Raw genomic sequence first — 13,101 nt, forward strand, 5'->3', positions numbered from 1 at the left:
GTATGATAGGAACTAGGATTCTCGCGGAATGGAGGAGAAACGTTGTCTGACGGCAAAAAAACCAAAACGACAGTAAACATTTACGGCCAGCACTTCACCATTATCGGGGAAGAAAGCAAAGCGCATATGCGCCATGTGGCCGGAGTGGTTGATGATAAAATGAGAGAAATCAACGAGAAAAATCCATATCTTGATATAAATAAGCTCGCTGTATTGACTGCGGTCAATGTCGTGCATGATTATATGAAACTGCAAGAAAAATATGAAATACTGGAGCGGCAGCTTAAAGAAAAGGAATGAACACCATATGATAGATATCATCATCTTAGTTCTGCTCTTAATGGGCACATTGCTTGGATTAAAAAGAGGATTTATCCTCCAATTTATATATTTAACGAGTTTCATCCTCTCGATTGCGTTTGCGGCGCTTTTTTACAAAAACCTGGCCCCGCATCTGAGCTTTATACCCGCGCCTGATTTTTCCGGCGGGCAGGCGGCTCTGTCTTTTATTAAAGGAAACGTAGAGACGGCTTATTACAACGCGATCGCGTTTGTCATTTTGTTTATCATCGCAAAGATTCTGCTTCGGATTATCGGAGCGGCGCTTAATATTATCGCCGGCATTCCGGTCATTAAACAGATCAACAAACTGCTGGGCGGGGTGCTCGGATTTCTGGAAGTCTATTTATTTGCGTTTATCCTGTTATACGTCGCATCCGTACTGCCGGTAAGCGCGCTTCAGGATATGCTCGCACAATCGACGCTTGCAAATATCATCACACATCATACGCCGTATCTGTCAGGGCTCCTGCAAGAACTGTGGGCCCAGTACGGGGCATAAAAAACTTCTCTTGACCGGAGAAGTTTTTTTCAAGCTCTGCGTCAGTTGTGCCGGAGGAGAAAAATTTGTATGATGAGAAGCAGGAAACGACTGGGGGTTAACAGTATGCATAAAAAAGATATCATCAGGCTGCTTGAAACGATTGCGGTCTATATGGAACTGAAAGGGGACAACCCGTTTAAAATATCAGCCTTCCGAAAAGCGGCAGCGGCGCTTGAGCAGGATGACCGCAGCCTGTCGGAAATCGACGACATGATGTCTTTATCCGGAATCGGAAAAGGCACCTACGGCGTCATTCGTGAATATATGCAGGAAGGTGTGTCCGGCACGCTTCTCCAATTGCAGAAAGAAGTTCCGGAAGGCTTGGTTCCTCTTTTGAAGCTTCCGGGCCTCGGCGGCAAAAAAATCGCCAAGCTGTATCAGGAACTGGGCGTTCATGACGCGGAATCGCTGAAAGAAGCATGCGAGCAGCAAAAAGTACAGGGGCTCGCCGGTTTCGGCAAAAAAACGGAGGAGAAAATCCTCCAGGCTCTCGGAGAAGCCGGAAAACAGCCGGAACGGTTTCCGATCGGCTATGCGCTCAGCATTGCTTCAGTAATTGAAGAACATTTGGCCCGGCTGACGGATATTCAGAAATATTCCCGGGCCGGCAGTCTCAGAAGAGCGCGGGAAACCGTAAAAGATCTCGATTACATTATCGCTACAGATCATCCGGAGGCTGTCAGAGAACAGCTTCTTTCCCTCCCAAACGTAAAAGACGTGATAGCGAGCGGGGATACAAAAGTATCAGTCATCCTGACCTTTGAATATGAGACGAGTGTGGATTTCCGGCTTGTGACAGAGGAACAGTTTGCCACCACACTGCATCATTTTACCGGTTCTAAAGATCACAACATTAAAATGCGCCAGCTGGCGAAAGAGCGCGGTGAACGGATCAGTGAATACGGAGTAGAAACCATAGAAACGGGAGACGTCAAAACATTCCCGAGCGAAGAAGCGTTTTACGCCCACTTCGGTCTGCCGTTTATTCCTCCTGAGCTCAGAGAAAGCGGGCAGGAGGTCGACACGTACCGGGAAGAAACGGATCTTGTGGAGCATAAAGCGATAAAAGGCGATCTCCACATGCACTCAGCCTGGAGTGACGGCGCTTTTTCCATCAGAGAAATGGCAGAAGCGTGTATGGCAAAAGGCTATCAGTACATGGCGATCACCGACCATTCCCAATATTTAAAGGTAGCCAACGGGTTAACGGCCGAACGGCTCAAAAAACAGGCGGAAGAAATTGACGCGTTAAATGCTGAATTTGAAAATTTTCATATTTTTAAAGGCGTAGAAATGGACATTCTCCCCGACGGTTCGCTTGATTATGATGACAGTGTTCTGTCTGAAATGGATCTTGTCATCGCATCTATTCATTCAAGCTTCAGCCAGCCGGAGCATGTCATTATGAAACGGCTTGAACAGGCGCTGACGAATAAGCACGTGGACATTATCGCCCACCCGACGGGACGCCTGATCGGCAGACGGGCCGGCTATGAAGTCGACATCGACATGCTGATTGAACTCGCCGCCAAAACAAATACAGCGCTTGAACTGAATGCAAACCCCGCGCGCCTTGATTTACGGACTGAGCATCTGATCAAAGCAAATGAAAAAGGTGTGACTTTGGTCATTAATACCGATGCCCATAATATCGAGATGCTCGATGATATGAAAACGGGCGTGACCGCTGCGCGCAAAGGGTGGACGGAGACAAAACATGTGTTAAACGCCCGGCCGCTACACGAGGTCAAAGCATTTCTGACGCGCAATGATTAAGTAAGGAGGATCACAAAACCGTGCAGCAAAAAGTGTTATCATCACTTGAATTTCATAAAGTAAAAGAACAGATTACCGCACATGCCGCCTCATCGCTCGGCCGGGAGAAGCTTCTGCAGCTGAAACCTTTGACGGATCTCTCAGACATCCAAAAACAGCTGGATGAAGTCGAAGAAGCATCCGCGGTCATGCGCTTGAGAGGCCATGCTCCGTTCGGCGGCCTGACCGACATAAGATCCGCTTTACGGCGGGCGGAAATCGGCAGTGTGCTGACGCCGGCGGAATTTACCGAATTGTCCGGGCTGCTGTATGCCGTTAAACAAATGAAGCACTTTATCAGCCAAATGACAGAAGACGGCGTCAGCATTCCGCTGATACAGGCCCATGCAGAAGAACTGATTACATTAGGCGATTTGGAAAGGGAGATTAACTCCTGCATTGATGATCACGGCGAAGTGCTTGATCATGCATCCCCCGCTTTAAGGGGAATCCGCACGCAGCTCAGGACGCTTGAATCAAGAGTCAGAGACCGGCTTGAATCGATGCTGCGTTCATCTTCCGCTTCTAAAATGCTGTCTGACACCATCGTTACGATTCGGAATGACCGCTTTGTCATCCCGGTCAAACAGGAATACAGATCAAGCTACGGCGGAATTGTCCACGATACATCTTCATCCGGTGCGACACTGTTTATTGAACCGCAGGCGATCGTAGATATGAACAACTCGCTTCAGCAGGCGAAAGTAAAAGAAAAACAGGAAATCGAACGGATTCTCCGGATGCTGACGGAGCATACGGCTGAACACACACAAGAAATCGCTCAAAATGTGGAAGTGCTGCAGACACTGGATTTCATTTTCGCTAAAGCGAGATACGCAAAAGCGATGAAGGCGACAAAACCACTCATGAACGGAGACGGTTTTATCCGTCTTAAAAAAGCACGCCATCCGCTGCTGCCCCAAGATCAAGTCGTGGCCAACGATATTGAACTGGGCGGAGATTATTCAACGATCGTCATCACGGGACCGAATACGGGCGGTAAAACCGTTACGTTAAAAACACTCGGGCTGCTGACGATAATGGCGCAGGCAGGATTGCACATACCGGCTGATGAGGGATCGGAAGCAGCAGTATTTGACAATGTGTTTGCCGATATCGGCGATGAACAGTCGATCGAACAAAGTCTGAGTACGTTCTCATCCCACATGGTCAATATCGTCAATATTTTAAAAGACGTGTCTGAAAACAGTCTTGTGCTGTTTGATGAACTCGGTGCCGGAACAGATCCGCAGGAAGGAGCGGCGCTTGCCATGAGCATCCTTGACGAAGTTCACCGGACAAACGCCAGAGTGCTTGCGACAACCCATTATCCGGAACTGAAAGCATACGGATATAACAGACAAGGCGTCATGAATGCCAGCGTTGAATTTGACATTGAAACGCTTTCGCCTACCTATAAGCTTCTGATCGGAGTGCCGGGCCGAAGCAACGCATTTGAAATCTCAAGACGCCTTGGGCTTCCGGAGCATATCATCGGCCAGGCGAAGTCAGAAATGACCGCCGAACATAACGAAGTCGATCTGATGATCGCATCGCTTGAAAAAAGCAAAAAAAGAGCGGATGAAGAGCTTTCTGAAACCGAATCAATCAGAAAAGAAGCAGAAAAACTGCACAAAGAACTTCAGCAGCAAATCATTGAGCTGAACGCCCAAAAAGATAAAATGATGGAAGAAGCCGAGCAGAAAGCTGCGGAAAAACTGGAAGCCGCCGCAAATGAAGCCGAACAGATCATCCGCGAGCTCAGGTCTATCAAGCAAGAACACAGATCCTTTAAGGAACACGAGCTGATTGACGCCAAAAAACGTCTCGGAGACGCGATGCCGGCTTTTGAAAAATCAAAGCAGCCGGAAAGAAAGACAGAGAAAAAACGCGAGCTGAAGCCGGGCGACGAAGTAAAGGTGCTCACATTCGGACAAAAAGGGGCGCTGCTTGAGAAAACCGGCGAGAAAGAATGGAACGTCCAAATCGGCATCCTCAAAATGAAGGTGAAGGAAAAAGATCTTGAGTTTCTCAAATCGGCTCCTGAACCGAAAAAAGAAAAAGCAATCACCGCCGTAAAAGGGAAGGATTATCACGTATCCCTTGAACTTGACCTCAGGGGAGAGCGTTACGAAAACGCCCTCAGCCGCGTCGAAAAATATTTAGATGACGCGGTGCTTGCCGGCCATCCGAGAGTGTCCATCATTCACGGAAAAGGCACGGGCGCCCTCCGAAAAGGGGTGCAGGATCTTCTGAAAAACCACCGCAGCGTGAAAAGCTCGCGGTTCGGGGAAGCGGGAGAAGGAGGATCAGGCGTAACGATTGTCGAACTAAAATAAAAAGGGAGTAAACGTCATGAATGCTTTTTGGGAAAATGAGCTTGTTGAAATCGCGGCTTATTACAGTGTAGCCGTCTTGTGTCTCGTCATTTTTCTGACCGTGTTTGAATTGGTGACATCCTATAAAAACTGGGTGGAAATCCAAAAAGGCAATCTTGCGGTGGCAATGGCGACCGGAGGGAAAATTCTCGGTATCGCGAATGTCTTTCAGCACAGCATCGCCCAGCATAATTCGCTTTTGCAAATGATCGGCTGGGGCGTATACGGATTTATTATGCTTTTAATCAGCTATTTTATCTTTGAATTTCTGACGCCCCGGTTTAAAATTGATAAAGAAATTGAAAAAGATAACAGAGCTGTCGGCTTTATTTCATTTGTCATCTCAGTCGGCCTGTCATTCGTGGTGGCCGCCGGGATTTAAGGGGACGGGGAAAAATGGAGAAGCTTGCGAAAGTGCTGCTGTCGGCAGCGGGAATTTTTCTGTTCATCGGACTTATTTATCTGGTCATGACATCTTAATACTGAAAAAAGGCTGCCGAACTAGAATCGGCGGCCTTTTTTATTGAGAATACCAGTTTATGCAGGCCGTATCAGAGCAAATGACGGCTTCCCAACTCATGGCGCGGATGACAGACGGCATGTCTTGATCTTCCATGAGAAAGAGTGTCGTAAAAGAATCATATATGCTCATAAAAGCGGCGCGCCGTTTTTCGTCGGCAATGATCATGTCAGCCCGCAGCAATCCGCATACATCCGAAGCCGCCGTTTGATTGAGTGAAAATATGCCTTTCTCTTCGACAGGCTCATAATAAGTGCAGCGCTTTATGCCTTTTGAACGGAACACATCCAAAAGTCCCGGTATCAAAAATGGCGAAGTGACATCATCGCTCGGCAAGTACAGATCGGGATGATGAAGCCGATTTAACAGCTCGGCGGATTCAGGATGTGCATATTCATCCCGAAGTGCCGTGACAGCAGTCATAAGCGCAAGCGCTGTCTCTTTTTCAGAGCGCAATCCGCAAACGGTCATGACGGATTTCCAGGAAACGGGTCTGCCCATCGCGATGATCTCCTCATCACTCGGATATATATGTTCATAAGGCCGTTTGCGCTTTTGCTCTTCCCACCCATCAGGCATCCGGACAAAGGGATGAAGCAAAAAGGCGGCCGACGTAAACGGCTTCGGCAGCTGGCGCAGGATAGGAACTCCTTCTTCAAAATGCAGCGTTTCCAGCAAGCTCAACACCTCCTGAAACTCGAAATTTCACATGAAACGCTTTCCCATTCCAATCACCCTTCTGCTATAATAATAGCGTATAGGAAAACAGAAGGGAGAGGTATTATGCAGTCTGAAAAGCCATGGCTTTCTCAATATCCCGAAGAGATTCCGCATGAGCTTGAATTTACCGATCAAACCCTGCCATCCAATCTGACAAACTCCGCAGCTCAATTCCCGAACCATACCGCCATTTATTTTCTCGGAAAAAAACTCACATTTCAAGACGTTCTCACAGATTCATTAAAGCTAGCCGCTTTTTTACGCAAAACAGGCCTGAAAAAAGGTGACAGAGCCGCCATTATGCTGCCCAATTGTCCGCAGTCGGTCATCGCTTTTTACGGCGTATTGTTTGCCGGGGGCATTGTCGTTCAGACCAATCCTCTCTACACGGAACACGAGCTTGAGTATCAGCTGAAAGACAGTGCGCCGCGCGTGATCATCACCCTTGATATGCTGTTTCCGAAGGTGATAAAAATGAAAACGTTATCAATCGTCGAACGCATTATTACAACAAGTATAAAAGACTTTTTGCCGTTTCCGAAAAATATGCTGTATACGCTCACGCAAAAACAACAGGTGCATATTGATTATGACGGCTGCGAACAAATTCACAAATTAGCGGATATTTTAAAAAACGAAAGCGCGGAGGAGGCAGAGCCATTTGATATTGACCCTGCGCATGACATCGCCGTGCTTCAATACACGGGCGGAACAACCGGCTATCCGAAAGGTGTCATGCTCACACACCGGAACATTCAGGCCAATACAGAAATGTGCGCCGCCTGGATGTACAAAATGAAAAAGGGAGCCGAAAAGGTGCTCGGCATCGTGCCTTTTTTTCATGTGTACGGATTGACCGCCGTGCTCAATTTTTCCATTATGCAGGGATGTGAAATGATCCTTCTTCCTAAATTTAATCCTTTGGATACCCTGAAAACAATCGACAGGCTGAAGCCGACGGTTTTTCCCGGGGCACCGACGATTTACATCGGGCTGTTGCATCACCCGGAGCTGAATAAGTATGATTTGTCCTCCATTGAAAGCTGTCCGAGCGGTTCAGCGGCGCTGCCGGTTGAGGTCAAACAGAAATTTGAAAAAGTGACCGGAGGAAAGCTTGTGGAAGGCTACGGATTATCCGAAGCATCACCGGTTACCCATTCAAACTTCATTTGGGGAAAAAATAAACCAGGCAGCATCGGCTGTCCCTGGCCCAATACCGACGCCGGAATCTATTCAGAAGAAAAAGGCGGGCTTGCGAAGCCGTATGAACACGGCGAGCTGATCGTAAAAGGCCCTCAAGTCATGAAAGGATACTGGAATAAGCAGGAGGAGACGGCGCGTGTCATCAGAGACGGCTGGCTGTTTACCGGAGATATGGGATATATGGATGAGGAAGGATTTTTCTACATCGCCGACAGGAAAAAAGACATCATCATTGCCGGCGGATACAACATTTACCCCCGGGAGGTGGAGGAGGCGCTTTATGAGCATGAAGCCGTTCAGGAAATCGTCGTAGCGGGCGTCCCTGATTCCTACAGAGGGGAAACGGTGAAAGCATTTATCGTTTTGAAAAAAGGCGCCGAGGCAGATGCCGATGAGCTTGATGCGTTTGCAAGAGAGCGGCTTGCGCCGTACAAAGTCCCGAAGCTTTACGAATTCAGAAAAGAGCTTCCGAAAACGGCCGTCGGAAAAATATTAAGAAGGCGTTTAGTCGAAGAAGAAGATGCTTCCCGTGAAAACAAGGTGCCTTAAAAGAAAAACTTGACAAAATCCGGATTCCTTTTTATCATGAAGTTATGAATGAATAGTCATTCATTTATCGAAGGAAGGAACGATGACATTGAACCAAAAACGGCCAAAGTATATGCAGATTATTGATGCAGCAGTAGAAGTCATAGCGGAAAACGGCTATCACCAATCACAGGTGTCCAAAATCGCCAAGCAGGCCGGCGTTGCGGACGGCACCATCTATTTATATTTCAAAAACAAAGAGGATATACTCATTTCTCTTTTTAAAGAAAAGATGGGCCAGTTCATTGAACGCATGGAAGAAGAAGTGAAAGAAAAAACGACGGCAAAAGAAAAACTCGCCCTCGTTATTAAGCAGCATTTCACACTGCTCGGCAATGACCGCCACCTCGCGATTGTGACCCAGCTTGAGCTCAGACAGTCAAATATCAAGCTGCGCCTGAAAATCAATGATATTTTAAAAGGTTATTTAAACATGCTGGACACCATTTTGACCGAAGGAATCAAGTCGGGGGAATGGAAAGACAATCTCGACGTCCGCCTCGCCCGGCAGATGATATTCGGGACGATAGATGAAACAGTGACAACATGGGTGATGAACGATCAGAAATATGATCTTCCGGATTTGTCAGACAAGGTATTGGAGCTGTTGGTGTCAGGGATTCATCAAAACTAAAGGGGGTTGACGGATGAACAGCCTTTCGATGGCGGTAGAACAATCTGTTGCGGTGATTACCATTAATCATCAGCCGGCCAACGCGCTATCCGGTGCGGTTTTAGATGAGTTGTCCGGTCTGTTCGACCGATGTGAAACAGATGACAGCGTCAGAAGCATCATCATTCGCGGTGAGGGGAAATTTTTCTCGGCGGGCGCCGATATAAAGGAATTTACGTCGCTTGAAAATCTTGAGCAATCTTCTGCCATGGCGGATAAAGGCCAGCAGCTGATGGAAAGAATTGAAGGGTTTCCGAAGCCCGTGATCGCAGCGATTCACGGCGCTGCGCTCGGAGGCGGCCTTGAGCTAGCCATGGCCTGCCATATCAGAATCGCTACATTGGATGCAAAGCTAGGCCTGCCCGAGCTGAATCTCGGCATTATTCCGGGCTTTGCCGGGACGCAGCGGCTTCCCCGGTACGTCGGTACGGCGAAAGCGCTTGAAATGATCGGCACTTCAGAACCTGTGTCCGGAGAAGAAGCGCTCAGCCTCGGCCTTGTCACGATAGGCGCCGAACATGAGGAAGAGCTGCTGAAAAAGGCGAAAACGCTCGCGGGCAAGTTTGCGGAAAAAAGCCCGCAGTCGATGGCTTATCTGCTTGAGCTCCTTTATTCAAATAAGATCTATTCTTATGACGGCGGCTTAAAGCTTGAAGCAAAGCGCTTTGGGGAAGCATTTGCATCAGATGACGCAAAAGAAGGCATTCAGGCATTTCTCGAAAAAAGAAAGCCTCAATTCGGTGGGCGAAGATAAAGGGGATAAGATTATGAATCTATTTGTACTGATGAAACGGACGTTTGACACAGAAGAGAAAATCGTCATTGAAGCAGGAAAGATTCAGGAGGACGGGGCCGAATTTATCATTAATCCATATGATGAATACGCCATTGAAGAAGCCATTCAGCTGAAGGAAGAGCACGGCGGAACCGTTACCGCCGTAACCGTCGGCGGAGAAGATGCGGAGAAAGAACTGAGAACCGCCCTTGCGATGGGCTGTGACCAGGCGGTGTTAATCAATATTGAAGATGATCTGAGCGATCCTGACCAATACTCCATTTCAACTATCTTATATCATTATTTCAAGGACCGGGAATATGATCTGATTCTCGGCGGAAATGTCGCGATTGACGGCGGTTCAGGCCAAGTGGCTCCAAGGCTTGCCGAACTGCTGAACATTCCTTGCGTCACAACGATCACAAAACTGACAATCAGCGGCGATGAAGCTGTGGCAGAGAAAGACAATGAAGGGGATACCGAAATCATTAAAACCTCACTTCCTTTAGTCATCACGGCACAGCAAGGCTTAAACGAGCCGCGCTATCCGTCGCTTCCGGGCATTATGAAGGCGAAGAAAAAACCGCTGGAAGAACTTGAGCTCGATGATCTCGACATTGATGAAGATGATGCCGCACCGAAGCTCAAAACGATCGAACGTTTTCTGCCGCCGCAAAAAGAAGCGGGCAGACTGATCGAAGGAGAAGCCGCTGAGCAGGCGAAAGAGCTTGTGTCACTGCTGAGAAAAGAAGCCAAAGTCGTATAAACCGATATTAAAGAAACTGGGGGATGTCAGAATGGGAAAAAAAGTGATCGTACTCGGAGAAATTCGTGACGGCGCCTTACGGAACGTCACCTTTGAAGCCATAGCCGCAGGCAAAACCATTTCCGGCGGAGGAGATGTCATCGGCGTGCTGATGGGAAAAGGCGCAGCTGATGCAGCACCAGAACTCATTCAGTACGGCGCCGACAAAGTATTTACGGCCGATTCGCCGGGGCTTTCTCAGTATACGGCGGACGGATATGCCGCGGTTCTCGGGGATTTGATCGAAAATGAAAAGCCTGATGCGGTCATTTTCGGCCACACTTCTATGGGAAAAGATTTGTCACCTAAGCTTGCGGCCCGGTTTGAAACGGGGCTGATTTCAGACAGCACGGATGTAAGCGTTACCGGAGACAACATCGTTTTTACAAGACCGATCTATTCCGGCAAAGCCTTTGAACAGGTGATTTCAACTGATCCGTTCATTTTGGCGACGATTCGTCCGAATAATATTCAGGCATTAGAAAAAGACGCGAGCCGGACGGGTGATATCGAAGAGCTTGCGGCGCCTCCGGCAGATTTGCGGACGGTCATTGAAGAAGTAGTCAAAAAAACGGCGGACGGCGTGGATTTATCAGAAGCGAAAATTATCGTAGCAGGAGGCCGCGGTGTAAAAAGCAAAGATGGATTTGAACCGTTAAAAGAACTTGCCGAGGTGCTCGGAGCAGCGGTGGGCGCTTCACGCGGCGCGTGTGACGCGGACTATTGCGATTATTCCCTTCAAATCGGCCAGACGGGAAAAGTCGTCACGCCGGATTTGTATATCGCCTGCGGCATTTCCGGAGCGATTCAGCACTTGGCGGGCATGTCAAACAGTAAGGTCATTGTTGCCATTAACAAAGACCCGGAAGCGGAAATATTTAAAATAGCGGACTACGGAATTGTCGGCGATTTGTTCGAAGTGGTTCCGCTTCTGACCCAAGAATTTAAAAATGCCAATATTCATTCATAATCATAAACCCTCTGGCTTATTTGTCAGAGGGTTTTAATTTGTGTTAATTGGTTCGTACAAATTAAAGGTTGATAAAATAAGAGATTGACATGTACGAACCAATATAATAAGCTTTTGTAAAGCGCTTACAAACTTATCCATTCAGCATACATCCCAGATACATAGATCGGCTTTAGTGCTTTCATTCTTATTAAGGGAAAGGAATGATCAAGTTTGTCTCACAATACGGCAGTTATTCAAACTGATATCACACGGGGAACCATTAATAAAAACATATACGGACATTTCGCGGAACACCTGGGAAGAGGCATATATGAGGGCATCTGGGTCGGAAAAGATTCCGATATTCCGAATACCGGCGGGGTCAGGACGGATGTCGCCGCCGCCCTCAAACAGCTTCAGATTCCCGTCCTCAGATGGCCGGGCGGCTGTTTTGCAGATGAATACCATTGGGCAAACGGCGTAGGGAAACGCAAAACCATGCTGAATACCCATTGGGGCGGGACGATTGATTCCAATGAATTCGGCACGCACGAGTTTATGATGCTTTGTGAACTGCTCGGCTGCGAACCGTACATCGCCGGAAACGTCGGCAGCGGAACGATTAAAGAAATGGCTGATTGGATTGAATACATGACGTTTGAAGCGGGCACGCCGATGTCCGACTGGAGAAAAGAAAACGGGCGGGAAAAACCGTGGAAGCTGACATATTTCGGAATAGGGAATGAGAACTGGGGCTGCGGCGGAAACATGCATCCTGAGTATTATGCCGACCTTTACAGAAACTTTCAAACCTATGTCCGCAATTACAGCGGTAATGAAATCTATAAAATTGCCGGCGGCGCGAATGTCGACGATTACCGCTGGACTGAAACTTTAATGAAAAAAGCCGCTGATCTCATGGACGGGCTGAGCCTGCATTATTACACAATACCGGGCGACTTCTGGAAGGGGAAAGGATCAGCGACGGAGTTTACGGAAGATGAATGGTTCATCACGATGAAAAAAGCGGCGCATATGGATGAATTGATCACAAGGCACAGCGCCATCATGGATCAGTACGATCCCGAAAAAAGAGTCGGGCTGATCATTGATGAATGGGGCACGTGGCTTGATCCTGAGCCAGGCACGAATCCGGGCTTTCTGTATCAGCAGAATACGATCCGCGACGCCATTGTGGCCGCGACGCATTTTCACATTTTTCATCAGCATGCAGACCGCGTACAGATGGCCAATATCGCGCAAACTGTCAACGTGCTTCAGGCAATGATCCTGACAGAAGGGAAAGACATGCTGCTGACGCCGACGTATCATGTGTTTGATATGTTTAAGGTGCATCAGGACGCTTCTTTTTTGGCGACAGAAACAAAAGCAGCCGGGTACGAATGGAATGACGGCCGGCTCCCGCAAGTCAGCATTTCAGCGTCCAAACAGCAAAACGGAGACATACATATCAGCCTTTGCAATATCGATCATCTGCAAAAAGCTGATGTGAAGATTGAACTGCGGGGCATGAAAAAGACAGGGAAGCCTTCGGGAACGATTCTTCACGCGGAAAAAATGAATGCCCACAATACATTCAGCAGTCCGGAAAACGTCAAACCGAAGCCGTTTTCCGGGTTTGCTCAAAAGGGCGGAAAACTTGAGGCGGAGCTTCCTCCGATGGCGGTTGTACTAATCACGCTGCCTGCGAATCCATCTTAAGTTTTGAACGCCTGCCGCCCGGTTATAATACACTGTATAAATAAGATTATTTCCGGCGGGATCGGGA

The 13,101-nt window shown here is 48.0% G+C and carries 12 protein-coding genes; 11 read left to right on the forward strand and 1 reads right to left on the reverse strand.

Annotation, left to right across the window (positions count from 1 at the left end; all coding sequences use genetic code 11):
* Positions 1–42 precede the first annotated feature (42 nt).
* The 5 genes from zapA (at position 43) to AC3WTF_RS04830 (ending at position 5,458) form a co-directional block, all read left to right on the forward strand.
* Positions 43–300: a cell division protein ZapA gene (gene zapA / locus AC3WTF_RS04810; protein WP_007408114.1), complete on the forward strand. Its 258-nt coding sequence runs from the start codon at positions 43–45 to the stop codon at positions 298–300.
* A 7-nt stretch (positions 301–307) separates the two neighbouring features.
* Entirely contained in the window at positions 308–841 is a 534-nt protein-coding gene (locus AC3WTF_RS04815) for a CvpA family protein (protein WP_003152534.1), read from the forward strand.
* 105 nt (positions 842–946) lie between these two features.
* Positions 947–2,659, forward strand: a complete 1,713-nt coding sequence (gene polX, locus AC3WTF_RS04820; RefSeq protein WP_007408115.1) for a DNA polymerase/3'-5' exonuclease PolX — start codon at positions 947–949, stop codon at positions 2,657–2,659.
* 20 nt (positions 2,660–2,679) lie between these two features.
* A complete protein-coding gene (locus AC3WTF_RS04825; protein WP_032870776.1) occupies positions 2,680–5,037 on the forward strand; it encodes an endonuclease MutS2 in 2,358 nt (785 codons plus the stop codon).
* A gap of 16 nt (positions 5,038–5,053) precedes the next feature.
* On the forward strand, positions 5,054–5,458 hold the full coding sequence (locus AC3WTF_RS04830) for a DUF350 domain-containing protein (protein WP_003152541.1): 405 nt from the start codon (positions 5,054–5,056) through the stop codon (positions 5,456–5,458).
* A 138-nt stretch (positions 5,459–5,596) separates the two neighbouring features.
* Here the strand turns inward: AC3WTF_RS04830 and AC3WTF_RS04835 are convergent, their stop codons facing one another.
* Positions 5,597–6,274: a DUF2711 family protein gene (locus AC3WTF_RS04835; RefSeq protein WP_492314205.1), complete on the reverse strand. Its 678-nt coding sequence runs from the start codon at positions 6,272–6,274 to the stop codon at positions 5,597–5,599.
* Positions 6,275–6,379: 105 nt separating this feature from the next.
* Between AC3WTF_RS04835 and AC3WTF_RS04840 the strand changes: the two genes are divergently transcribed.
* From AC3WTF_RS04840 to AC3WTF_RS04865, 6 genes are all read left to right on the forward strand, one after another.
* Positions 6,380–8,068, forward strand: a complete 1,689-nt coding sequence (locus AC3WTF_RS04840; RefSeq protein WP_492314206.1) for an AMP-binding protein — start codon at positions 6,380–6,382, stop codon at positions 8,066–8,068.
* A gap of 88 nt (positions 8,069–8,156) precedes the next feature.
* Positions 8,157–8,741 carry a fatty acid metabolism transcriptional regulator FadR gene (gene fadR, locus AC3WTF_RS04845; protein WP_007408119.1) on the forward strand — a complete coding sequence of 195 codons (585 nt, stop codon included), beginning with the start codon at positions 8,157–8,159 and terminating at the stop codon, positions 8,739–8,741.
* A gap of 13 nt (positions 8,742–8,754) precedes the next feature.
* A complete protein-coding gene (locus tag AC3WTF_RS04850) occupies positions 8,755–9,534 on the forward strand; it encodes an enoyl-CoA hydratase (RefSeq protein ID WP_032866568.1) in 780 nt (259 codons plus the stop codon).
* Positions 9,535–9,547: 13 nt separating this feature from the next.
* Positions 9,548–10,321 (forward strand): electron transfer flavoprotein subunit beta/FixA family protein, encoded by a 774-nt coding sequence (locus tag AC3WTF_RS04855; RefSeq protein WP_007408121.1) that lies wholly within the window; start codon positions 9,548–9,550, stop codon positions 10,319–10,321.
* Between the two features lie 31 nt (positions 10,322–10,352).
* Positions 10,353–11,330, forward strand: a complete 978-nt coding sequence (locus AC3WTF_RS04860) for an electron transfer flavoprotein subunit alpha/FixB family protein (RefSeq protein ID WP_020954260.1) — start codon at positions 10,353–10,355, stop codon at positions 11,328–11,330.
* A gap of 213 nt (positions 11,331–11,543) precedes the next feature.
* Positions 11,544–13,034: an alpha-N-arabinofuranosidase gene (locus AC3WTF_RS04865; protein WP_020956165.1), complete on the forward strand. Its 1,491-nt coding sequence runs from the start codon at positions 11,544–11,546 to the stop codon at positions 13,032–13,034.
* Positions 13,035–13,101 lie beyond the last annotated feature (67 nt).

The organism is Bacillus sp. EB106-06-01-XG163 (assembly GCF_058791615.1).

Excerpts from the sequence above, each read along its gene's own strand:
- AC3WTF_RS04815 (WP_003152534.1), top strand. The coding sequence starts at position 308 with ATGATAGATATCATCATCTTAGTTCTGCTCTTAATGGGCACATTGCTT.
- AC3WTF_RS04855 (WP_007408121.1), top strand. The coding sequence starts at position 9,548 with ATGAATCTATTTGTACTGATGAAACGGACGTTTGACACAGAAGAGAAA.
- AC3WTF_RS04840 (WP_492314206.1), top strand. The coding sequence starts at position 6,380 with ATGCAGTCTGAAAAGCCATGGCTTTCTCAATATCCCGAAGAGATTCCG.
- AC3WTF_RS04860 (WP_020954260.1), top strand. The coding sequence starts at position 10,353 with ATGGGAAAAAAAGTGATCGTACTCGGAGAAATTCGTGACGGCGCCTTA.
- polX (WP_007408115.1), top strand. The coding sequence starts at position 947 with ATGCATAAAAAAGATATCATCAGGCTGCTTGAAACGATTGCGGTCTAT.
- AC3WTF_RS04850 (WP_032866568.1), top strand. The coding sequence starts at position 8,755 with ATGAACAGCCTTTCGATGGCGGTAGAACAATCTGTTGCGGTGATTACC.
- AC3WTF_RS04830 (WP_003152541.1), top strand. The coding sequence starts at position 5,054 with ATGAATGCTTTTTGGGAAAATGAGCTTGTTGAAATCGCGGCTTATTAC.